18 protein-coding genes are annotated in these 24,491 nt (G+C 34.4%); 10 read left to right on the top strand and 8 right to left on the bottom strand.

Going from position 1 to position 24,491, the window contains the following annotated elements:
- The first annotated feature begins 3 nt into the window (after positions 1 to 3).
- The 6 genes from DMB65_RS17270 (at position 4) to DMB65_RS17250 (ending at position 4,668) form a co-directional block, all read left to right on the top strand.
- The gene (locus tag DMB65_RS17270; protein WP_110307869.1) at positions 4 to 714 is read left to right on the top strand and encodes a 3-keto-disaccharide hydrolase; all 711 of its coding nucleotides are present in this window, start codon (positions 4 to 6) and stop codon (positions 712 to 714) included.
- A gap of 40 nt (positions 715 to 754) precedes the next feature.
- On the top strand, positions 755 to 1,984 hold the full coding sequence (locus DMB65_RS17265; protein ID WP_110307868.1) for an MFS transporter: 1,230 nt from the start codon (positions 755 to 757) through the stop codon (positions 1,982 to 1,984).
- A 19-nt stretch (positions 1,985 to 2,003) separates the two neighbouring features.
- The gene (locus DMB65_RS17260; RefSeq protein ID WP_110307890.1) at positions 2,004 to 2,894 is read left to right on the top strand and encodes a hydroxypyruvate isomerase family protein; all 891 of its coding nucleotides are present in this window, start codon (positions 2,004 to 2,006) and stop codon (positions 2,892 to 2,894) included.
- A 17-nt stretch (positions 2,895 to 2,911) separates the two neighbouring features.
- Positions 2,912 to 3,784 (top strand): sugar phosphate isomerase/epimerase family protein, encoded by an 873-nt coding sequence (locus DMB65_RS17255; RefSeq protein WP_110307867.1) that lies wholly within the window; start codon positions 2,912 to 2,914, stop codon positions 3,782 to 3,784.
- Between the two features lie 126 nt (positions 3,785 to 3,910).
- Positions 3,911 to 4,084 (top strand): hypothetical protein, encoded by a 174-nt coding sequence (locus DMB65_RS22200; protein WP_165834988.1) that lies wholly within the window; start codon positions 3,911 to 3,913, stop codon positions 4,082 to 4,084.
- Positions 4,060 to 4,668 (top strand): hypothetical protein, encoded by a 609-nt coding sequence (locus DMB65_RS17250; protein WP_110307866.1) that lies wholly within the window; start codon positions 4,060 to 4,062, stop codon positions 4,666 to 4,668. The genes DMB65_RS22200 and DMB65_RS17250 overlap by 25 nt, the downstream gene beginning before the upstream one ends.
- Positions 4,669 to 4,957: 289 nt before the next feature.
- Here DMB65_RS17250 and DMB65_RS17245 read toward each other — a convergent pair whose 3' ends face one another.
- The 3 genes from DMB65_RS17245 to DMB65_RS17235 are packed head-to-tail and all read right to left on the bottom strand — an operon-like array spanning position 4,958 to position 11,693.
- A complete protein-coding gene (locus DMB65_RS17245; protein ID WP_110307865.1) occupies positions 4,958 to 8,947 on the bottom strand; it encodes a T9SS type A sorting domain-containing protein in 3,990 nt (1,329 codons plus the stop codon).
- A 40-nt stretch (positions 8,948 to 8,987) separates the two neighbouring features.
- Positions 8,988 to 9,749, bottom strand: a complete 762-nt coding sequence (locus DMB65_RS17240; RefSeq protein WP_110307864.1) for a LytR/AlgR family response regulator transcription factor — start codon at positions 9,747 to 9,749, stop codon at positions 8,988 to 8,990.
- Positions 9,750 to 9,761: 12 nt separating this feature from the next.
- Positions 9,762 to 11,693, bottom strand: a complete 1,932-nt coding sequence (locus tag DMB65_RS17235; RefSeq protein WP_110307863.1) for a tetratricopeptide repeat-containing sensor histidine kinase — start codon at positions 11,691 to 11,693, stop codon at positions 9,762 to 9,764.
- 287 nt (positions 11,694 to 11,980) lie between these two features.
- Here DMB65_RS17235 and DMB65_RS22655 point away from each other — a divergent pair, with 287 nt between their 5' ends.
- Both DMB65_RS22655 and DMB65_RS17225 read left to right on the top strand, forming a co-directional pair.
- The gene (locus DMB65_RS22655; RefSeq protein WP_110307862.1) at positions 11,981 to 16,351 is read left to right on the top strand and encodes a PKD domain-containing protein; all 4,371 of its coding nucleotides are present in this window, start codon (positions 11,981 to 11,983) and stop codon (positions 16,349 to 16,351) included.
- A gap of 17 nt (positions 16,352 to 16,368) precedes the next feature.
- Positions 16,369 to 17,370, top strand: coding sequence for a PorP/SprF family type IX secretion system membrane protein (locus DMB65_RS17225; RefSeq protein WP_110307861.1), 1,002 nt, complete (start codon positions 16,369 to 16,371; stop codon positions 17,368 to 17,370).
- Between the two features lie 82 nt (positions 17,371 to 17,452).
- Here the strand turns inward: DMB65_RS17225 and DMB65_RS17220 are convergent, their stop codons facing one another.
- From DMB65_RS17220 to DMB65_RS17200, 5 genes are all read right to left on the bottom strand, one after another.
- Entirely contained in the window at positions 17,453 to 17,863 is a 411-nt protein-coding gene (locus tag DMB65_RS17220) for a VOC family protein (protein ID WP_110307860.1), read from the bottom strand.
- Positions 17,864 to 17,951: 88 nt separating this feature from the next.
- The gene (locus DMB65_RS17215; RefSeq protein ID WP_110307859.1) at positions 17,952 to 19,208 is read right to left on the bottom strand and encodes a tetratricopeptide repeat protein; all 1,257 of its coding nucleotides are present in this window, start codon (positions 19,206 to 19,208) and stop codon (positions 17,952 to 17,954) included.
- A 1-nt stretch (position 19,209) separates the two neighbouring features.
- Complete coding sequence (locus DMB65_RS17210; protein WP_110307858.1) at positions 19,210 to 20,517, bottom strand: ATP-binding protein; 1,308 nt, start codon at positions 20,515 to 20,517, stop codon at positions 19,210 to 19,212.
- Between the two features lie 222 nt (positions 20,518 to 20,739).
- Positions 20,740 to 21,159, bottom strand: coding sequence for a lipocalin family protein (locus DMB65_RS17205; protein ID WP_110307857.1), 420 nt, complete (start codon positions 21,157 to 21,159; stop codon positions 20,740 to 20,742).
- Between the two features lie 170 nt (positions 21,160 to 21,329).
- Positions 21,330 to 22,250: a hypothetical protein gene (locus tag DMB65_RS17200; protein WP_110307856.1), complete on the bottom strand. Its 921-nt coding sequence runs from the start codon at positions 22,248 to 22,250 to the stop codon at positions 21,330 to 21,332.
- 310 nt (positions 22,251 to 22,560) lie between these two features.
- Between DMB65_RS17200 and DMB65_RS22195 the strand changes: the two genes are divergently transcribed.
- Together DMB65_RS22195 and DMB65_RS17195 are read left to right on the top strand one after the other, a co-directional pair.
- Complete coding sequence (locus tag DMB65_RS22195) at positions 22,561 to 22,719, top strand: hypothetical protein (protein WP_165834986.1); 159 nt, start codon at positions 22,561 to 22,563, stop codon at positions 22,717 to 22,719.
- 194 nt (positions 22,720 to 22,913) lie between these two features.
- Positions 22,914 to 24,488 carry a tetratricopeptide repeat-containing sensor histidine kinase gene (locus DMB65_RS17195; RefSeq protein ID WP_317048145.1) on the top strand — a complete coding sequence of 525 codons (1,575 nt, stop codon included), beginning with the start codon at positions 22,914 to 22,916 and terminating at the stop codon, positions 24,486 to 24,488.
- Positions 24,489 to 24,491 lie beyond the last annotated feature (3 nt).

Here is a 24,491-nt window from a genome sequence, read left to right as displayed (position 1 = left end):
ATCATGAAAAAGATTATCACAGCTATATTAGCATTCACATTATTTCAAACCTTACACGCTCAAAAAGGATTCAAACCTATCTTTGACGGAAAAACAACTACAGGCTGGCACACTTACGGAAAAACAACAGTAAGCGCCGGATGGAAGGTTGAAGACGGCGTATTGCATTTTGACCCTGAAGCCGCCAAAAATGGTCAGGGAGGAGATTTAGTAACAGATGCCGAATATGAAAACTTTCATTTAAAATTAGAATGGAAAGTCGCTCCAAATGCCAACAGCGGAATTATTTTTTATGTGAATGAAAACCCGCAAAAATATAAAAACACGTATGAAACCGGTTTAGAAATGCAGGTTTTAGACAATAATGGCCATCCCGACGGAAAAATAACGAAACACCGTGCCGGAGATTTATATGATTTAATCCAAAGCAAATCGGAACCGGTTAAGCCAGTCGGAGAATGGAATACGGCAGAAGTGGTTTGTAAAAACGGAAAACTGACTTTTGTTTTAAACGGAGTTATTATTGTAGAAACCGTACTTTGGGATGATCATTTTAAAGCTTTAGTTGCAGGAAGCAAATTCAAGGAATGGCCAGCTTTCGGAACATTCAAAAAAGGAAAAATTGCTTTGCAGGACCACGGCGATAACGTATGGTACCGCAATATTTCAATTAAAGAATGGAATACTATGGAAACGACAACAGGCTGTAAATAATATTAGTTCAAAAACTATCTAACCAAATTAACCACTACGTATGAATACAACTATCCGAATTAAATTATCTGTAATGATGTTCCTGGAATTTTTTATCTGGGGAGCATGGTTTGTTACTCTTGGCACTTTTTTAGGAAGCAATCTGAAAGCTTCCGGTGCAGAGACAGCAGCCGTTTTTTCTACCCAATCCTGGGGAGCTATCATTGCTCCTTTTATCATAGGTTTGATTGCGGATCGTTATTTTAATGCGGAGAAAATCTTAGGTATTTTACATTTGGCAGGTGCTTTTTTAATGTATCAAATGTATCAATCGACAGATGTTAGTATGTTTTATGTGTATGTATTGAGTTATATGGTTTTGTATATGCCAACACTGGCTTTAGTAAATTCGGTTGCATTTAATCAGATGAAAGATGCGGAGAAGGAATTTGCAAATATCAGGGTTTGGGGTACAATTGGATGGATTTTGGCTGGATTGTCTATTAGCTTCTTCTTTCATTGGGATTCTGCAGAAGCTGTTTCTAACGGATTGCTTAAAAATACATTTCTTTTGGCCGGAATTGCGGCTTTGGTTTTGGGCTTATTGAGTTTTACTTTACCAAAAAACCCTCCAAAAGTTAGTGAGGGGAAAATTAGAATCGCAGACATTATTGGTCTTGATGCCTTAAAGCTTTTAAAAGATAAAAATTTCTTCATCTTTTTTATTTCATCGATTCTGATTTGTATTCCATTGGCTTTTTATTATCAAAATGCACATCCTTTCCTGACAGCTGCCGGAGTTGCAAATCCCACAGGAAAAATGGCTATCGGTCAGATATCCGAAGCCTTGTTTTTGTTGTTCTTTCCGGTATTTTTTGCCCGTTTTGGTTTTAAGAAAACAATTCTGGTGGGAATGCTGGCCTGGGCAGTACGATACGTTTTATTTGCTTACGGAAATGGCAGCGATTTGAGTTTCATGCTCATTACCGGAATCGCTTTACACGGAATTTGTTACGACTTTTTCTTTGTATCAGGACAAATTTATACCAATTCAAAAGCAGGCGAAAAATACAAAAGCGCCGCTCAGGGTTTGATTACGCTCGCTACTTATGGTATCGGAATGTTAATTGGATTTGCAGTTGCAGGCTGGATTACGGATAATTATAAGACTGTTGAAGGGGCAGTCAACTGGTTCATGGTATGGATTATTCCTGCGGGAATCGCTTTTGCCGTATTCCTTGTTTTTGCTCTTTTATTTCAGGACAAAAATAAACTGGCAAATGAAATTTAAGTATTTTAAAAATAAAAAAATGAGTACAACTTTTGATAGAAGGACAGCTATAAAAGGGATTCTTGCCGGAACTGTGACTTTAGGTGTTCCAGCGGATTTATTCGCTTTAGCCAAACCTGACGAAGAACTTAAATTAGATTCGATGCTGAAAGGAAGAATTAATCATTCGGTAGCGCGTTGGTGCTTTAATGATTTTGATATTGAAACGCTTTGTTCAGAAGCCAAAAAAATAGGCATTACTGGCATTGATCTGGTGGGGCCAAAAGACTGGCCGGTACTCAAGAAACACAATCTTGTTTCTACTATGTGCAATGGAGCCGAATTAAATCTTGTGGATGGTTTCAACGATCAGAAATTTCATGAACAGCTGATTAAAAATTATACCGAAATGATTCCGCTGGTAGCTCAGGCGGGCTACAAAAACCTGATTTGCTTTAGTGGAAACACAAGAGGAAAAACAGATGAAGAAGGCTGGAATAATTGTTTGCTTGGGTTACAAAAATTGATTCCATTAGCAGAGAAACATAACGTAATCCTGGTTATGGAACTATTGAACAGCAAGATCAACCACAAAGATTATCAATGCAGTAAAACATCCTGGGGAGTAGAATTGGCGAAACGTATCAACTCTGAAAATTTCAAGCTGCTCTATGACATTTACCATATGCAAATTGACGAAGGCGATATTATCAGAACCATTCAGGAAAACCACAAATACATTGTTCACTACCATACGGGCGGTGTTCCAGGTCGAAATGAAATCGATGAAACGCAGGAACTCAATTATAGTGCAATAATGAAAGCTATTGCAAATACTGGTTTTACAGGTTTTGTGGGACAGGAATTTATTCCAAAACAAAAAGATAAAATAGCCTCTTTGAAAAAGGCAATTGCAATTTGTGATATCTAATTTAATAAAGTAAAACAATGATAAAGAGAAGAGATTTTATAATTAATAGTGGTCTGGCTTTAGGTGCATTGGCAATCGCTCCTTCCCTAGCGTTTTCGGCTAAGCCAAAAAATATCGGACTTCAGCTGTATACTTTGAGAGAAGATTTTTCTAAAGATGTAAAAGGAGTTCTGGAACATGTGGCTAAATCAGGCTATAAAGAAGTAGAAACCTATGGATTCTCAGCCGACAAAGGATTTTTTGGCACTTCTGCAAAAGATTTCAAAAAGATATTGGTTGATAATGGCCTAAAAGCGCCAAGCGGACATTATGATTTTAATTCGTTTATAAAAGATAACAATGCTGATTTTCTAAAAGCTTGTATGGAAGGCGCCAATCAATTAGGAGGTGAATACATAACGGTTCCGTATTTAGATGAACAATTAAGAGGTGACTTAGACAGTTACAAACGAATTGCGCAGAAAATAAATGAAGCAGCGGTTTTATGCAAACAATCTGGATTAAAATTAGCGTATCATAACCATGATTTTGAATTTAAAAAGTTTGGGAATCAAACAGGATATGATATTTTACTCCAGGAAACCGATAAAAAGTTAGTTGATTTTGAACTGGATTTATACTGGGTTGTACGCTCAGGAAATGATCCTTTGCAAATGTTTAAAGCCAACCCGGGCCGATTTACGATGTGGCACGTAAAAGACATGGACAAATCCAAAGCAGAATGGAATACGGAAGTTGGCGAAGGAAGCATCAACTTTAAAGACATATTCGCACAAGCTAAACTATCCGGAATGCAGCACTTTTTTGTGGAGCAGGAAACGAATTACTCTCCAAATCCACTGGAATCTGTTAAAACAAGCTGGGATTTTGTTGCTAAAAATTTGATTTAGCATAAAGTTGTGTGAGATTATAAAGAACCAAAGTGCTAAAAACACGAAAGAAATGAGTACAGAAGAAAAATCTGTTTGGAATAAAATTTGTCGTATATTTGCAGTACACTTTAAACTTTTTATAGTATGAGTAGGTCAGAATACGAAGAAATAAAAAAACTTTTGGATAAAAAAAGAAAAGAGATTAAAAATAATCAAGCAGAAGCTCGTTCTGTTTTGGTTAGAGCTGGCATATTTACTGAAAAAGGAAACTTAAAAAAAGTGTACAAAGATATATGTACACAACCAAATCTGGCTTAATATTAGGTTTCCACGGTTGTGATGAAAATATAGCAATCGACATATTACTTCAAAAAATAAAATTTAAACCAAGCGAAAATAAATACGATTGGTTAGGTAAGGGTATGTATTTTTGGGAAGATAGTCCTTCCAGAGCAGAACAATTTATTACTCACCTATTTAATAATCCACAAAAAGACAAACCTAAAATAGTTAAACCCTCTGTTTTGGGAGCAACTATTGATTTAGGTCATTGTTTAGACTTAACGGATTATTATTGCCTTCAAACACTGAAAGATGCTTACGAATACTATTATGATTTACAGACATCTTCAGGGTGGGAAGTTTTAAAAAACACAAATCCAAAACCTTTAGTTGGAAATCCTGATAATTTATGGAGGCAACTAGATTGCGCTGTTATAAATTTGCATCATAAATTTAGAGCCGAAAACAAATTAAAACCTTATGATTCTGTAAGAGGTATTTTTGTGGAAGGAGAGGAATTATATCCAACAGCAGGTTTTAGAGATAAAAATCATATTCAGCTATCCATAATAAACCCTAATTGCATAAAAGGATTTTTTCTTCCACGAGATAAAGTATAAAATAACCTCACACAACACACTACAAGCAATTGTCACAATAGGCTTGATTTAAAAATTGTCTTATACTTGTAAAAATAGTAATAAACCTAAACATTAATCCACCTTAAGTGGCAACTGCATGTAGCGCGAGGACGATTCAACAAATATTAAGCTGTTAAATTAAAGTACTCAGCTTTATGCTTTGAAAAAGATATCATGGAATCTTTTCATGATTTCCTGTAATAAAAAAGCCTTTCAAAATCACCGGACTTTGAAAGGCTTTTAAGCAGAATAAATAATGTACCTAAATCTATTCCTTAATTAATTTTTCTACTTTGCTTCCCTTCTCAGTAGTGATTCTGACAAAGTAAAGTCCATTTGGTTTATTAGAAATATTAAACTTAGCTGTAGTATCATTTTCAATTGCAGTCTGAAGCAGTCTTCCCTGAACATCAAACAGTTCAATATATTTTATAACAGTATCACTACTGACATTTACATTGCCTTTAGTTGGATTAGGATATAGCGAAATACTTTTATCAACTTCAAAATCCTTATTTCCTAATGATTCAAAAACGGTTTCAGCTTTATTGGTTTCAATTGGTGCATTGTAATCAAAAAAGATATTGGCTTTTTTATCAACCTCATCTCCCTTAATAAGATCATCTTTTGTTTTAATTTTGAATAAAATATTTCCGTGGCCACCAACCGGGTTTTTCTGTTTGGAAGTGGAAGAAGCAGCCAAATGGATTTTTTCAAAAACAAATTCAACAATATTTCCGTGAATGATAGTCTTAGAAGAATGTGATGAATTTAATAGCTGCAAAGAATTAAGATCGTATTTAGTTTCATCAACAGCAATGTTCACAACTATATTCTCAGCTTCATACGTTCCGGTGTTTTCAAAATTGACGATATAATGTAAATATTCGCCAATGGTACTAGGAGAAACACTTTCGCCTTCCAGGCATGTAATATCATTAGGATCAAATGAACCTACAACGGTTTGATGATACGTAAAACTATTGTCAGCAGGCGATTCATCTCCGGCAACCGGCGTTATGGCAACTGTAAAATGGAATATATCACCATTATTTACCGCTGGAGTTTCTACCGGACTATTTACATTGAATTCCAGATCAATTGTACGGCTTTCAAAAGGCAGCAGACCATTATAAGCCCACTCTAAATTATTCGTTGTTTCTGTGTCAACAACAGGAGTAGTAGAAAGTAAATCCATTTTTGAATCATCAAAAGCCAATGTAATATTGCCTGAAAGCACCTGATTCCCTTTATTTTTGTAAACAATTCTGTATACTGAATCAAAGCCGGGTCTTGCAGGCGTGATTGGGCTAATCACTATTTCGACATCCGGATGTACGCCATTTGCTGACAAACAAAAGCTTTGATAATTTGTATTGTAGTTATTATCAGTAAAGTCAATGGTAGTACTTGCAGGTGAGATATTGAAAGCCCCTGCATTTTCTATGTTTGGGAATATACTATAAGTTCCTGCCTGGGTATAGAATGTAGAAGTTCCGTCAGTATTTGTAAAAGCAGAACCTGTAGTAGTGCCATCGTTTATATCAATTCGGATGTTCGGATGCAAAGGATCGTTAAGATTACAGCCGTTATTATTTCCATCAAATATTGTGGTTCCTACTACTGTATTGTGTTGTCCTCCCGGAGTAAAGCTGCAGTAAGAGTTAGCCACTGTTGCTGTCATTCCCATACTGTTCAGTTGCGATTGCACATACCCCATTTGAGCATCATCGGCACAAATGTAAGCTAAGCCTGGATTTCCGGAAAAATCGAGATTGCTTTCGTTGCGCCCGTTTTTCATGAATAAATTCGTGAGCAAATTATTAGCACAATGTAAACCTGAAAGATTTTTTAATGAACTCACATCAAGGGTTGTAATTTGATTGTTAGTACAAGATACAGTATGAAGTTCAGGGCAATTACTTACATCAAGATTTGTAATTTGATTAAATCTACAATCAATAGACCTCAAATTTGATAAAGTACTGATATCAATATTCGCTAATTGATTGTTTCTGCATTCTATATCCAAAAGATTGGTCAAAGCTGTAAGATCAATAGACGTAAGCTGATTAACACTGCATCCTAAATATAATAATGACGTTAAACTGCTGATATCAAGATTTGTCAGCTCATTACCGCTGCAATACAAACTTGTCAGTTTTGTCAGGTTGCTTACATTCAGACCTGAAAGTTTATTAGCACCGCATTGCAAATAGTCAAGGTTGGTTAAATTATTTACATCCAGCGTCGTCAGTTTGTTATTGTTACAGCTTAATTCAGTCAGGTTTGTAAACGTATTTACATCGAGATTTGTGAGTAGATTATTACCGCAATGTAGTTTTGTAAGCTGACTTAGTCCATTTAAATCTAAAGTAGTAAGGGCATTATAGCTGCAATTTAATGTTGTAATGTTAGGCATTCCTAAAACATTTAACGTGCTTATAGTATTATAGGAACAGTCTAATTCTTTAATATTTACCAATCCAACCATATTAAGATTTGACAATTGATTATGAGCGTAATTCAAATTTGTCAATTGTGTCAATCCTATCAAATCTAAACTCGTCAATAAATTATACGAACAATCTAAAGTAGTCAGATTTGTCAATTCGTTTACAATTAACGAGGGAAGACGGTTTTTGGAACATTTTAATTGTTCCAGCAGCGTTAAATTATTTACATCCAAAGAAGTAATTACGTTTCCTAATGCTCCCAAAACCCCATCATAACCATAATTGGAACAATCTAAATATTTTAGTTTTGTTAATCCCCCAACAGCTAAAGAAGTAATTTGGTTGCCTATTGCGTTTATCGAAATATGATTCGAACAATCTAAATATTCCAGATTTGATAATCCGCTTACATCTAAACTCCCCAGTACGTTATTGTTGCAATCCAGATGTTTCAAATTTGGAACACTGCTTAAATTGATACTGGTCATTTTGTTTACGCCAAAATTCAAATAAGTCAAATTGGTCAAATTAGTTAAATTTAGGCTCGTCAGTTTATTATTGTTGCAGTTTAAGGAAGCAAGATTGCTTAAACCGTTTAAATTTAAACTTGTAAGTGTACCATTAGAACAATTGATCGATTTAATATGAGTTGTACCTGAACCGTTTACAGTCAAACTGGTAGTTTGGTTATTAAACAGATAAATGTTGGCAAGAGCACTAAACCCGGATACATTTAATGTGATGTTTGCCGGAGTTAAATTTAAATTCAGATTTTCAATATTCGGAAAACCATTTAAGGTTAAAACTGAATTAGAACCTGTGTATTGAAACGTTTTTAAAGCCGTTAAATCAGTTCCATTAATAACTAAATTATCAGGCAAATAGGAACATGCCAAAGTTTTAAGATTGCTTAATCCATTTAGATTTAGAGTTGTAATATGATTTTCGCCGCAGCTTAAATCTGTTAAAAGAGTTGTACTGCCTAAATCTAAACTTGTAATTTGATTGTAAAAGCAAGAAAGATAAGTAAGTTTAGTCAGAGTACTAACATCCAGACTGGTAAGCATGTTATAATTACATTCCAGTTTATCAAGATTTGTTACCCCATTTAAGTTCAGATTAGCCAAATTATTATAACTGCACATCAATGATTTAAGATTGGTTAATCCGCTTACATTAAGATTGGTGAGTTTATTGGTTTCGCAGAGCAGTATATCCAGATTGGTTAATCCGCTAAGATCAAGGCTTGTCAGTTGATTGTTGCTGCAATATAGCGTTTTAAGACTGGTTGAACCATTTACATTAAGGCTCGCTAGTTTATTGTTGCTGCAGAATAAAATTTTAAGATTATTCAAACCACTAATATTCAGACTTGTTAGTTGGTTTTGGTCCAGAAAAAGGTTGACAAGATTGGTTAATGTACTGACATTGAATGTCGTCAAATAATTGACAGAACAATTTAAGTTCGTCAGATTGGTCAAAGCTGTAACATCCAGGTTTAAAAGAATGTTACTGGAACAATCTAAATTTTTAAGATTGGCAAAACTGGCAATCCCGGTCAAGTTAAGAATTCCTGAATTCGAAACTTTCAGCTGAAATACTGCCAAGGCTTCATTAGTATCAATTTCGCCGTTGTTGTTGGCGTCGATTTTAATTGAGATTCCGGCAGCATTTAGTGCTATGGAATTTGTAACATCAGCTTCCAGCAATTTGGCTTTGAAATTTGCATCGGGGATAGCAACATTTTGTGCCTTTACTATCGTGGTTAGTAACAGCACAAACAAAAGTATTTTTCTTTGCATAATAATTATTTAGGATTAGTTTATAGTTTGGAGATATATCTTATAAGGATTTGATCAGTTCCTGTAGTTTTTCCTTTTTACTTTGGGCAATTGGAATATTGCTGTTATCAGCCATAATGACATAACCACCGTCTGATTTTATATACGATTTCAAGTAAGAAAGGTTGATTAAATGTGATTGGTGAATGCGTTCGAAGCCATGTTCTGTAAGCATTTCTTCGTATTCTTTTAATGTTTTTGAAATCAGAACCGGTTTGTGATTTTTGATAAAAAACTCGGTATAATTGGCTTTAGCTTCACAACGAATAATATCTGCGACTTCAAATAAATGAATTCCGTCGCTGGTCGATAAAGCAATCCGTTTGAAATTATCTACTTTTTTCCGAATGTTTTCGAGCAGCAAATCAATGTTTTCAAAAGAGTTCTTTTTACCCGCTGCATCTTTTATTTTTACTATTGTATCCTGTAACTCTTCCGGATCAACAGGTTTTAAAATAAAATCCAGGGCACTGAACTTAAACGCTTTTAAAGCATATTGCTCATGAGCTGTTATAAAAACAACATGTGCCTTTAGTTTTCCGTTTACTTTCGAAAGATTTTCCAGAATATCAAAACCAGTTCCGTCCGTCAAATGGATATCAAGAAAAATAACCTGAGGCTTTAGTTTTTCAATAGCAGCTATTCCTGTTTTGACACTTTCGGCTTCACCAATAATAAAAATATCATTAGTATAACGCTCCAAAAGTGCTTTTAAACCTGTCCTTAAATGTTTGTCATCGTCAATTAGTAATGCTGTGATCATTGGCTTGTGGGATTATGATATATATTGAACCGGCAAATATAAAATTGCTTTGGTACCTGTTTGAGAGTCAGACTTTAACTCCTGTATTTCAATTTTAGCCGACTTAGAAGTTATGGATTCCATAATTTTCAAACGCTTTTTTGTAATGCTCAAGGCCATTGAACGATGGGCTGTAACCGAATTTTCTTTGAGCAGTTTCGATTCAGACAAACCAATTCCGTCATCGGTAATCGTACAAATCAGCTGTTCGTTCTGCACATCAAAATCAACGTTTATTTTTCCTTTACCATTTTTAGGAACCAGACCGTGAAGAATCGCATTTTCAACAAAAGGCTGAATCAGCAACGGAGGCAGTCCTACGTTAAATTCTACATTTTCAGTTGAATTGATTTCGAATTCAAATTTATTATCAAAACGAAGCTGTTCCAGTTCCAGATAATTCTGAAGACTTTCAATTTCCTTATCAATCGGAATAAGAGAGCCTTTAGAATATTCGAGCGTCAGACGCATGAGCTTTGAAAATTTCGATAAATATTTCAGAGCCGAATCGGTTCCGTTCTGCACAATAAAACTCGAAATCGAGCTCAGACAGTTGAATACAAAATGAGGATTCATTTGCAGATGCAGTGCTTTCTGTTCATACTCAGCTAATTCTTTTTTAAGTGTGAGCTGGCGTTTTACCTGCATTCGGTTATAAATTACCCAGCCTAAAACAAGTAGCAAAATCCCTCCCAAAACAGAGAACACAATCAATTGAAATTCTCTTTTGTGCTTTTCCGAAAGTAAGGCCTCTTTTTTCTTGTACTCATAATTCATTTCGGCCATTGCAAACTTTTTGCTGGTCTCCTGATTGCTGATACTGTCACGGGCAATAATGCATTTTTTATAGTGAACCAGTGCTGCTTCAGGTTCTTTTAAGGATTCGTACAATTCACTTAACAACTCCTCTGTATGAAAAGTTTGATCCAGAACACCAATTTCCTCAGCATAGGCTAATGATTTCGTAGCAAAGCGTAAAGCTTCTTTGTATTTTCTCTGCTCCTGTAATAACAATCCAATGTTATACAAAGCAAGAGAAGCACCGAATTTATTCTGAATTTCCTCATACAAAGCCAATGATTTCTGATAATATTCATTCGCCAGAGTAAAATTCTTCTGTACTTTGTAATAATCTCCTAAATAATTATTGAGTAATGCAGAACCACGTTTGTTTTCGTTATGCTCAAATCCTTTTTGAGCTTTTCGGTAAAACTGAATTGCATTTTGATATTCTCCGGTTTCAAAATAAATAACACCAATATTAGTCAATGTCATAGGAGCATTTTTTTCACTTAAAATGGTTTGCATCTTGTGAGCCTCTTTAAGATATTGTAATGCTTTAGAGTATTTTTGTTGAGATTTGTAAAGGATTCCAATATTATTCAGGGTTTTAGAAATGCCTTCCTTTTCGTCAATCTGCTGATATAATTTTAGGGCTTTTTCATAATTTTTTAAAGATGAGGTATAATCGCCTTGTTCTGAATATACAACTCCTGAACTTGCAAAAGCACGTGCCAGACCGCTTTTTATTCTCTTTTTATTCGTTTCTTTTAGTAATGCGGTTTCAAATTCTAATTGTGCCTTTTTAAAGAATTTCAATGCCTCTTTATAATTTCCCAGAATAATAGAAGCATTTCCTTTGTTTACATAAGCCGTTGCAAGTCCAAAATGGTATTCTTTTTTTAAACTGATCACAATTGCTTTCTGAGCGTAAGAAAAAGTCAAATCAGGATCGATTTCTTTATATAAATCAGCTATTTTATTGTACCTATCGGCTCTTACTGTATCAACTTTAGTATTCTCAACAATTCCTTTTAAACTATCTAGCTGAACATTTTGCCCATGGAATATTCCGCAGATGTGAAATACGAAAAAGAAAATTATAAGCTGTAATTTTAGATTCACTTTTCTTGTTTTTGGTTGTTGTCTGACAAATGTATAATATGTTTATTAGTATCATAATAACAATTATTATTTACAAGGTTCTGATTATTATTTGATTCTTTTGATTTATTGTGAAAGAGTTAAACTATTATATAAATGATTAGTGCTTTATCTCCACAAAAGAAAATTTCAGGTGAAACCAATTTTGCTATAAAACTTACAAATGATTCAAAATCATTATTCGTAATCTTTCTTTGATAAAAAAAAAACACATACTTTTACTACCGAAAATAACCGAATTATACTACATGAAGAAACTTTACTTCTTAACATTACTTTTTATTTTAATCATTACTGCTTCTTACAGTTATAATCATAACGACAGAAGTAATTTCACTACTAAAAATTGCAACAATTTAGTCGCTCCTAACGTCGATTTTAGCTTTACTAATGACGGTGCTTGTTCAGGAACACCGGTAACATTCAACGCAATTGTGAACGGAAATGGTCCTTTTATTTACAAATGGGAATTTGGCGATGGAAAAACGTCTACTGAGATTAACCCAAGTCACGCTTTTACTGCACTTGGCTGCGGAACTCAAAAATTTACTGTAAAACTAACAGTTACAGATGCTACTGGTCAGGTAAATTCGATAACGAAAGACGTTTTTGTAAAAGAAAAACCCGATTTAAAGTTTACTGACCTTAATGCTCCCGGATCTAACAAACCTTTTGAAAGATGCGGGGATAACAACTCGAATCCAAAATACACTATTACTGTTGGAAACAGTTCAGCTTCTGCTTCATGCATTGCCTCCTATAATGTAGACTGGGGCGATGGCAGTACAGAGACAAATGTCACTTTTCCGAAAACACATCAATATCAAAAATTAGGTTCTTTCAATATGGTGATTACAGGCGTTGGAAATAATAGCTGTAATAACTCTGTAACGTATGTAGTTAAAAATTCCAATAACCCAATTGGTGCACTTATCGCTCCGGGAAACACAACCAACTTATGTGTTCCTGTAGACCCTATGGATTTTGCAATTGGATCATGGGCGCTTAATCCTTCTGACACGAGATATTTTGTTGACTACGGTGACGGCTCTACTCAAAACTATACTCAGTCCCAATTAGAAAATTCAATTTATTATAATAGCTTGAATCCGCAAGCCTCACAAAATTTCCCTATTCCTCATAAGTTTACAAGAGCCAACTGTCCGTCTGGAAATACCGTTACCCTAACTATAACAACATCCTGTGGAAGCACCTATCTTACTGCCGGTCCCATTATTATTTTAGACGTGCCGGTAATCAGTTTTAGCATTCCGTCAGTTGCATGTGTAAATTCAGGTGTACGCTTCAATAATTCAACGTATGCCGGTTATACTAATGGCTGTAGTACTGTAAATGTTTATACATGGGATTTTGGAGATGGTACAACTTCGAGAGAAGTTAATCCCTATCACTCCTATTCATTACCAGGTACTTATAAAGTTACCCTGAATGCTACAACACCTTGTGGTGTCGGGATCACTCCTGCTGCACAATATATATGTGTGGAACCCGTATTACAGCCACAATTTACTTTTGGCAATGCCTGTGCATCAGAAACGGTTCAGATAAACAATACGACTGATACAAATTTAAGCTGTGGTGTTTCAAGCTTCTTTTGGGATGTGACCGGTTATTCTCCAACCTATTGTGGTAAAGAAACTTCACCAGGATCAGGAAAAGGTCAATGGAATTTTGCAAACGGAACATATTCATCTTCTAAAAACCCTGCTTTTAATTTTATAACCCCAGGAATTTATTATCTAAGACTTAGAACATGGAATTCTTGTGGAATAGAGCGCGAAACCACTCAGGCAATCCATGTAAAAAAGAAACCAGTTATATCGTTAAAACCAATTTCAGATTTTTGCAAAACGGCAACCATTTATCCTGTAGGAACAGTAGAGGAAACCTGTTCCCCGCCTTCAGAAATCACATACGAATGGAGTTTTCCAGGAGGTACACCTTCAACTTCTACAGCACTTAATCCCGGTCCTATTAATTATACCAAAACCGGTACTTATAAAGCTACTTTTAAGGTTACAAACAGTTGTGGAACATCAGAAGATTCAAAAAGCTTCTCTGTCGACATGGTACTTTCCCCTGTTATCACTCCAAAAACAGCAAAAATATGCAGTGGTGATAGTTTTCAGATTACACCTGTCAGTAACGGAACAACCGATAATGTCCCATCCGGGACTACTTATATATGGTCTACTCCCATAGTTTCTCCTCCGGGTGCGATTAGCGGTGCAAGTGCGCAATCGAGTCCAAGAACAAGTATTAGCCAGACACTGATAAATAACACTACCAGTCCTGCAACGGTAACCTATACTGTATCACCAATATCGGCATCGTGTCCAGGTCCTGATTTTACCGTTACAGTCACCGTAGAGCCAATAATAAAAGTGGTTCAAAATATAAAAAATGTAACTTGTTATGGATTTGGTGATGGCTCTATTACTTTAACTATCACTGGAGGGACACCCCGTACAACAGGGAAACCTTATATTATATCCTGGACAGGTCCTAACAATTTTAAAAGTTTTGATGAGGATATTTCTAATTTAAAAGCGGGAACCTATTATTTATCAATTACAGATGATGGTGGTTGCCCTTTTAATACATCCTATTATGTCTCAGAGCCTGGAGAATTCAGGATCACCAGTGAAGGTAAAAACGACATAACCTGTTTTGGATCAAAAAATGGAAACATTAATACCAATGTAACCGGCGGTACACCTCCTTACAATTTTGTCTGGACAAAAGATGGAAGTCCATATCCTGTTAATTCCGGAAACCTGAATAATCTGGACAAAGGAGTTTATCAGGTAAAAATAAAAGAAGCCAATAATTGTGGCGAACTTACAGGACAAACTTTTACCATTATCGAACCTCCTTTACTGGAAGTAAAATGGGAAAGCCAGGTTGATGTTTTATGCTACGGATATAATACTGGTGAAGTTAATGTAAGTTCATCAGGAGGAAGACCTAGTCACCGTTACAGCTGGACCGGACCAAACGGTTTTAGAAGTAATCTTCAAAATTTAAAAAACCTTTATGCCGGTACCTATAATTTAACCGTTACCGATAATTCGGGTTGTACAAAAGATTTAAAAGTTGAAATACTGCAAAACCCTGAAATTAAATTAGACTACTCTGTAACTCATTTGACGTGCTACAGTATTAGGGACGGAGTCATAAAAATTAATAACATAACCGGCGGTGTTCCTTTTGCTACGGGTGATCCGTATATTATAAAATGGAGTAATTTAGGAACCGGAATGGAGCAATCTAATTTATCTGCAGGAAATTATTCAATTACGATTACAGATGCCTTAGGATGTCCGAAAGTATTTCCAATAACGGTTAACAATGCGCCAGTTTTTAAAATCGATCCGGACTTTCAAAATATTTCATGCCATGGAGCAAATGATGCTCACATCCGACTTAATCTTGTTGGCGGGCAGGCACCGCTTAAACTAGAATGGAGTGATGGTTCTACAGCCGGAATTGAAAGAAATAACCTTGGCCCGGGAAGCTATAAAGTAAAAATTACCGATGCAAAATTATGTGTAATAGAAGCAGAATATATTGTTGTTGATCCGCTTGAATTAGAAATAAGAGGAGATGTCTCCAACCCGCTTGACTGCGTTAAAGCAAATACCGGGGTTATCGACCTTGTTGTTACAGGCGGCACAGCGCCTTACACTTATGCGTGGTCTAATGGTGCCAAAACTGAAGACTTGAGTCAGCTTACTCCTGACAACTACACGGTTACGGTGACAGATTCCCGAGGCTGTAAAAAATCAGATACTTTTAAAATTATCCGATTTGAGCAGCTTACCCCTACAATTGAAGTTTTAACTGACTTTAATTGTGATACCCGATTTGTAGATCAGACATTCGTAGGACATGTAAAGGGTGGTATTCCTCCCTATACTTTAAAATGGTCAGACGGAGTTGTTTCCGGTGTTAATGGCGAAATAATGAAAACCGATAATAAAGGATTAATCATTTTTACCGTTACCGATAGTTTTGGCTGTACTTTTGATGTTTCTCATAATGTTAATAAACCTGTTTTGGGTGTCGCAAATTTCTCTACAAGCTCTTATGGAAAAGAAATGTTTGACTTGTTTGCTATTTACGACCCTGTTAAATTCACCAATTTAGCCACGGGAGATTTTACAAGTATGTCATGGGATTTTGGAGATGGTAATTTTTCAACTGAAACAAATCCGGAGCATATTTATACCAGAGAAGGTACTTACACCATAAAACAAGTCGTTAACTATCCTTTTGGATGCAGCTATTCTTATGAAACCAGCATTCTTGTGGAAAAAGGATACACTTTGGTTATGCCAAACGCTTTTACTCCCAATAATGACGGAATCAACGATTCATTTGCACCGGTATTTCAGGGATTAAACAATGTAACCCTTGATATCTTCGATACATGGGGAGGTATTATTTATACCGAAACAGGAGTAAACATTCATGGCTGGAGAGGAAAAATTAAAGATCTGGATGCTGAAAATGGTAATTACTATTTCAGGATAACTGCCAAAACGTTTTACAATCATACCATAACCGAAAAAGGATCATTAACATTAATTAAATAAAAGCAACATATTAAAAAATGAGATTAAAATTACTATTTGTTATACTGATAACATGTTGTTTTTATACCAAAACAAGAGCACAGGATCCTATTTTTACACAATATTTTTTAGTTCCCGAAACCTTAAACCCTGGTTTTACAGGATTTATGGAAACCACTTATACCGGAATCATTCATCGTGAACAATGGCCTGAGTTAGATTTAAGCGTTGACACAGATTATGCCTTTGTAAATACCTGGAGTGATAAGCTCAATAGTGGAATTGGCTTGAATATTTTAAACCAGCGTGAAAATGCTTCCAAATATAATTTCACACAAATCAATGCCAATTATGCTTATCGGGTAAGAATCAATGACGACTGGACTTTCAGACCGGGTATCGAAGCCGGTTTTGGTTTAAAATCATTTGCCTTTGGAAATTTATTACTGGAAGATCAGATTAACATAAACGGTCCAAACAATGCCACTTCTATAGATCCTTTGCTAGCAAACGATAAAATCACTTTTTTTGATGTATCTGCAGGTATGGTTTTTAATACTGATGATCTTTGGATTGGTCTTTCAATGAAACACCTCAACAGGCCAAATATTGCCCTGAGTGCAAACGGCAACCTGCCCTTAAACACCTTTTTCTCGCTAAGCAGCGGATATGAATTTCTGGTGGCTGATTATATTGATGTGTTGTTTTTTCCGTATGAAACGAAAATGTTTGTGACCTCAAATTATATGCAGCAAGGGCGCTATAATCGTCTGGATATGGGGGCTTCTATTTTATTTGAAAAAATGTTTTTTGGAACAACCTTCGTAACAAATCCATCTAAAAATGGTATGAACAACGAATTGCTTACCTCTGTCAACTTTTTTACGGGATTGCAATACGAACATTTGCGATTGGGACTTTCATACGATCTCAATACTACGAAAATAGGAAGAACCGGAGGTGTTTATGAACTTTCATTAACTTATCAGTTTGACCTGAGCCGTAAATGCTTTGGTTGCCCTAATTACGGTAATAATTAAAGACTAAACAGCCCGTTTTTGATACAGTAAAACCTCTCAGAATTAATTTTTGAGAGGTTTTTCTGCTTATAAATTATTTGCTTTAAGAAGGCTCCCACAGTTCAATTTTATTACCATCTGCATCCATAATGTGCACAAATTTACCATACTCATAAGTTACGATATCGTCCAATATGGTTACGCCATTTTCATTGAGTTTGTTTACTAATGCTTCAATGTTCTGAACACGGTAATTGATCATAAAATCTTTTTTAGATGGAGCAAAATATGCATCCCCACTTTTGAAAGGGCTCCACTGAAGAGATTCTATCTCATCAGGCTTATCAATATTTCTGGATTCAAAACTTGATGTGCCCCAATCACTAATTTCAAAACCTAAATTTTTGGCATACCAGTCTTTTGTTTCCTGTGGATTGTCTGAAAAAAAGAAAATTCCGCCAATACCTGTTACCTTTGGCGTTAAACTTTCTGTTTTATTTTTTTGATCTTCCATAGTTGCTATTTTTAGTTGTCAAATTTCTTAGATTATAAAACCTGTTTTTTTAGAGAAAATCACTTATTCAGCAGGAAATTTCAATTCATTAACGGTTGCTCTGTTTTATTAATAGAAAATTAGCTGCCCATTGAAAACCTATAAATCCAAATATAAAAATTACAGACATTAAATTAAATATTTCTCCACTGATAAAGGTTAAAGCTATCGCTAAAATGCCAATAATTGCCATAACAATAGTGTATATCATTAATGAATCTTTATATTTTGTGGGTGAAAACATTACACTGCAAGGCAACATCATCGCACATCCAAAAACTGCTACAGATAAAAATCTTTCATCCGGCAAAACAAAATAAAGCAATAGACCAACAGCAAATACAGCCAAACCTAAAGCGACGAAATTGGAGCTCTGTTTTTGCTTTTCACTAAGTAACAACTGCCCATATTTATTGAACCTTAGAAATAAATTTCCAATTGGAGTAATAACCCAGGTTGAATAAGCAAACAACGCCAAAATAATTATTAAAGGATTTAAATAGGGCTGAAGATTCGCATTATTATCTGCTAAGTTTCTAAGCAATTTTACTCCTAAATAGAAACCAATTATAACACCCCATTGATACTTAGCTGTTAAATTACCCATCCAAAATGAATATTTTAAATACCCTCTATATAAAGGATTAGAAGCTTTTATGGCTTCAAGCATTCCGGATTGTGCATAGGAAAAATTAGGATCACTTTTTAATGCTTCATTAAAGTGCTTAAGTGCCTTTTTATTATCTCCTTTTTCTAATAAACTCCAGCCATAATTGGCATGTGTATAGGCGTTATTGGGATCTTCTCTTAAAGCGCCTTCTATAGTATTAAATGATTCTTCACTTCTGTCTAATTTTAGCAAAGCAGTACTTCTCGTATTAAGCCCTAATAAATTTTCTGAATCAATTTCTAAGGCTTTATTAGCAAATTCTAAAGCCTCTTCATATTGTTTACGTGACAACTTAATGTGTGCCAGAAAAGCAAAATAATCTGCATCATAAGAGTCTAACGCTATTGCCTGCATGATGTTTTCTTCTGCTTCATTATAATCATCCTGTTGAATTGCAATCCTGGACTTTATATAAAATAAATGAGGAGCATCTGGTGCCAGACCAATGGCGTTTTTGATTATGGTTTTGGCAACATCAATTTTGTCCTGCTGTAAATTAACTTCTGCCAGCAAGGACAAAAAGTAAATATTATTAGCATCCTCTGAAATTAAATCCTTTAATACTTTTTCAGCCTCCGGGTATTTTTTCTGTTGAATTAAAATAGTAACCTTTGCTATTCTATGATCTTCTGACATGCTATTTTTTAATTTTTAAATACGTTAGAATATCATCATACAATCCTGAATCATTGGCAAACATGGCAAAATTCTTGGCAGTCATAAACCATTCCTGTGTACTGGCTTTGTGCTTTTTGATTGCATTTTGTAAATCCTTTGTACTAATTGGTTTTGGAATACCATCTTCAAAAGAAGATTCTAATTTTTCTTCTATAGCAATATCAATAATGGCTTCAATATCGGCTCCTGAAAAATTTTCTATCTTTTTTGAAATACTGTTATAGTCAATTGCTTCTGTTGGTTTATTGTTTAATTTAAGCCTCAAAATTGATTCTCTCGAAGTTTCATCTGGTGGCGGAACAAAAACGATTCTGTCAAAACGGCCGGGTCTCCTGAATGCCGGGTCTAAATTCCAGGGTGTATTTGTTGCTCCAAGTACCAGTATTCCTTCATTATTATTGTCAATTCCATCTAACTCTTGCAGAAACTGGTTGATTAAGTGTCGACCGCTTGATTGTTTCATATCGCTTCTGCTGGCTCCCAAAGCATCAATTTCGTCTATAAATAAAACACAGGGCGTATTTTGTCTGGCGAGTTCAAATATATCGTGCAGATTTTTTTCACTGCTGCCAATCCACATATCCAAAATATCATTCAGTCCAACACTTATAAACTTTGCGTTTACTTGTCCGGCTGTTGCTTTTGCTATATATGTTTTTCCACAGCCCGGAGGTCCGTAAAGTAAAATCCCCCCTCCTGTTTTCTTTCCGTATGCTTTGTAAAGTTCCGGATGTTGCAATGGTTTGATGATTTTTAGTTCAATCTCTTTTTTTACAGACTCCATTCCGCCAACATCAGCAAAATTAACCGTTGGTTTTTCCAGAAATCTGCTGTCTATTTCGTCATCTGATTCAATTACTTCGTGGCTCCCCTTTAATCTTAGTTGACTATCTAATTCTTCATCAAAGTGTTTAGGATCAATCGCCAGTGCTCTTTTATAGGTTTCAACGGCCTTTGCAATCGAATTTTCTTTTAAAAGTCCTTTTGCATATAAAGTAAATACGTTTAAATCCTGAGTTCCGTTTTCAATCACTTCTTCCAGAATCACATTACAGGCTGAGTAATTTCCTTTTTTAAAGAAAGTGGTTGCAAGTCCTACTTTTGCCTTAATATCATTTGTACTCCTTAAAACGGTAAGAAACTCTGTTTCTGCTTCTTCAAGTCTATTAAAGGATAGCAAGGTTTCGGCCAGCAAAAGCCTTAACGGCGTGTTTTCAGGAGAATGCTTCAATGCCTCTTTTAAACTATCAATTGTATTATCGCTCATAAATATTAGGGTATTGCTTTTTTGAATTTCAAAGCCGTGTTTTCGACCAAACGAAAATACAAATTAAAATGATAATTTTCGTTAAACTCTATCGGTGTATTCCGTAGATGTAGTACGGTAAATTTCCTTCGATATAAAACAAAAAAAACGGAAATAACTTTTTACCTGTTATTTCCGTTTTAATTCCAATTCTCAAAAATCAGATTCTCTTAAAAATTACTTTTATCTGGTATAGACTGTAATGACACCAGTAGTTTTGTCTTTTAATTTTAACTCCTTATTTGTAAGGTTCATAATATCGCTCGTAGTAGCAGCATTACCAATAGTAATAGTTAAATCATTATGAGATCTTACATAAGTCCCTGTCGTTTCTGTTTTGTCACAATTAGCACCGTCATAATCACCAATAACAGCTACATTACTCAATTTTAGTTCTAAATAATCTTTGCTACATCCACTTTCATTTTCAATAGCATCAATTAATACTTCATTTCCATTAATAATTCCCCCCGTTTTACTAAGCTGGTATTTACCTTGTATTGGCACTATTGTTTCTCCGTCATTATCATCATTACTACAAGATGTTGCTGCGAATAATCCAAAACTTAAGGCTAGTACGTATAAAAAATTTCTCGTTTTCATGTTTGTTTTTTTTTAAATTATGTTTGATTTTATATTTACGAATATACATTCGATGTCACTGCAATCTGTTTCATAATTTCAAAAATAACTTACATAATTATCGTTTGTTTAACGAAATAACAATTTTATATCAAAATACCAAAGAATAAAGCAAAAATAATCCTATTACTTCATTTCACATACTTATCAATAATATATTGGGTTACCGGTTTTAATGGTTTGTTATTTTCAGGATGCATTCCGTGTGAATTAAAAAATTCTACCCCCTCTTCTACTTTTGCATACCAGATCACTGCTTCTCCATTTTTAAAAAAGGTAGTTGTGTCTGATACTTTAATTTTTTTAAGGTGAATTACTCTTTCATCTAAAGGTTCAACAGAAATGTACGTTCCTATTCCCTGAATTTCTAAATCACAGCTTACTTCTTCATAATGATCACCTGACCATTGCATGCATTGTTTTTTTTGTGGAAAGTAATAACCTAAAAAAAACAAACCGATAACTCCCGTTACTACTATCAGTACATTTTTTTTTGCCTTTTGAGTTTCTTTTTCAGGCAACTCTTTTTTTAAATCCAAGAATAAGTTTATTGGTTCAGCTTCAAAAACATCATCTAAAATCTTTGTTACATTTTCTTGATTTAGGTTTTCTTCTTCATTATGATTCCTCTCTTTCTCTTTTTTTTCATCTTTTAAGAAATATAACTCTTTCGTTTTGATATCTTCAGATGCATCTTTAGATTTGAATTTATTAAAAGGTCTAGGATAAAAATCAACTAGAATTGCGGCCATTTCAATCCTAGGCCTGTTATCTGTATTTCCACCTTTTAAAAAAGAGATTATAGGCTTAAACTTTCCAATATTAAAATTCTCAATTGATTTTTTCAAAGAAAAATTTTCCTTAGCCTCCAAAAATATTTTCACAATTTCTTCATCAATACTACCCAAACCTTTTTCAAAAATTCTCAAATAAAAATCTCGTAATTGGGCTGGTGTGGGATCTGATAAAATCCCAGACACATCTTCTTTAATGGCTATTTCATATTTAGCGCGAATCGCTTTTTTATAATCTTCAATAGTAATGTTGCTCATAATCTTCTACGGAATTATTAGAAATATTAGAATCATCGGAAATATCGGAATCATCTATAAACACAGCTATAAAACTGCTGTTACTTTGCCTCAGAATCAGTTAACGTTTTGATCTGCAGGTTAAAACAAATGTACAAAACTAGTTCAATTAAAAGTGCGGAAAACCGTAAAACGGACTTTATCCGGGAAGTATAAATAAATTTTATAGTTCTACGCACTTCACTTCCCAAGCAATAATGGCATTGCCTTAACAAGATTCAGAATGGTTCTGAACAGCAATGTCTATGTCTAATTTTTAAATCAGAAAAAAATGAAAACTCTATATTTATTGGGAGCGTGTGCTCTATTGTCAACGACTTTATTTTCTTGTACAGCTGACGAATACGAAACTCAGGAAAAAAAAGAAATACCACTAGCTTATGATGATGGTCCTGGCGACCAGCCTATAGTTGTACCGCCACCAAAATAATAATCAATTAAAAATCTGTAATTTATAATTAATTACTAATTTCGGGGAAAGTAAGTTTTATGCTACGATCCCCGTTTTTTTGTTTCGCCACTTTCCTTTTACTATTTTCTTGCACGAAAAAAACAACTGTCCTGCTTAATCAGGAATCTATAAAAACAGAAGCTGTCAGCCTGAGGAAGAAAGGAATGTCAGCAATGGAAGAAAAAAACTTTAATACAGCTTTCTACAATTTCAACAAATCAAAAATAATCTTTGAAAAAATAAAAGACAGTGCAAATATTGTTTACAGTCTTATCCAAATGGCTTCCATTCAACAAATAAACGGAGATTACTATGGAAGCAAAGAAACCCTGACAGAGGCATTACCGTATATCAGAAAAAAAAACATTTACAATGCTTCTATCAATAACTCTTTTGGCATAGCAGACAAAGAGCTTTCTCTTTACAGCGATGCTATTTATTATTACGAAGAAGCTTTAAAAGATTGCACAGATTCTATTTCAAAACAAGGACCATTAAACAACATTGCAGTTGTATACATTAAGCAAAAGAAATATAATAAGGCAATCCATATTTTAGAAGGAATCATTAATACAAAAGCTTTAGATAACCAATCTCTTAAAAATAATAAAGCGAGAGTTTTAGACAATTTAGGTTATGCTTATTTTAAAAAAGGTTTCACCGAAAAAGGTCTTGTTTTAATGACAGATAGTTTTAAACTAAGAAATCAAATTGATGATACCTACGGAGCAATTGAAAGCAATCTGCATTTAGCAGAATATTACATCAAAACAGATCCAAAAAAATCAAACCAACATTCTTTAGAGGCTTATAAAACTGCTACAAAACTAAATAGCATTGATGAACGATTAAAAGCTTTACAATTTTTAATTTCGAATGATTTTAGTAATCAAAATGTTAGTTATGCACAAAAATATATCACAATAAATGATAGTATCATTAAAATCAGAAACAACTATAAAAACAAATTTGCCAAAATAAAATATGACTCTAAAAAAGAGAAAGATGAAAATCAGAAACTTCGTTTAGAGCAAGCAGAAAATTTACTGGCACTTCAGAAAGCTAAATACCAAAGAATATTTTTTATAACAGGTATTGTTTCGCTTTTCTTTTTACTGGCTTATCTGAAGAAACGTTATGAAAACCGAAATCGAATAGACAAAATAAAAACTGCTTACGACACCGAAACCAGAATAGCCAAAGATATTCATGATGAACTTGCAAATGATGTTTTTCACGCCATAACTTATACACAAACCCATCCTTTAACTACCGAAAACAGTAAAGAAACCTTATTGCAAAAACTGAATCATATATATATCCGTGTTCGTGGTATTTCGAGAGAGAATAGTAGTATTGACACAGGATCCTATTATTCTGTTAATTTAAAAGAAATGCTTTCTACCTATAATAGTAGTAATACAAATGTTATTATTACAAACATTGAAAAAGTGAACTGGGATAGTATTGAGGACGAAAAAAAGGTTACCATCTACAGAGTACTGCAGGAATTAATGGTCAACATGAAAAAACATAGCGAAGCTCTTCTTGTGGTCATAAAATTCGACAGTAAATCAAAGGCTGTAATGATCAATTACACTGATAACGGAAAAGGCTGTGAAAAATCAAAAATTATAAAAAATGGTTTGCAAAATATGGAAAACCGTATTCAGGCCACAAAAGGAACGATTACTTTTGACACTCAGCCTGATAAAGGTTTTAAAGTAATAATAACACTGCCCAAATAAAAG

This window comes from Flavobacterium cheongpyeongense (genome assembly GCF_003202435.1).
Taxonomy (GTDB): domain Bacteria; phylum Bacteroidota; class Bacteroidia; order Flavobacteriales; family Flavobacteriaceae; genus Flavobacterium; species Flavobacterium cheongpyeongense.
The sequence above is the reverse complement of the archived record's forward strand: the minus strand, read 5'-3'. Positions and strand labels throughout refer to the sequence as shown.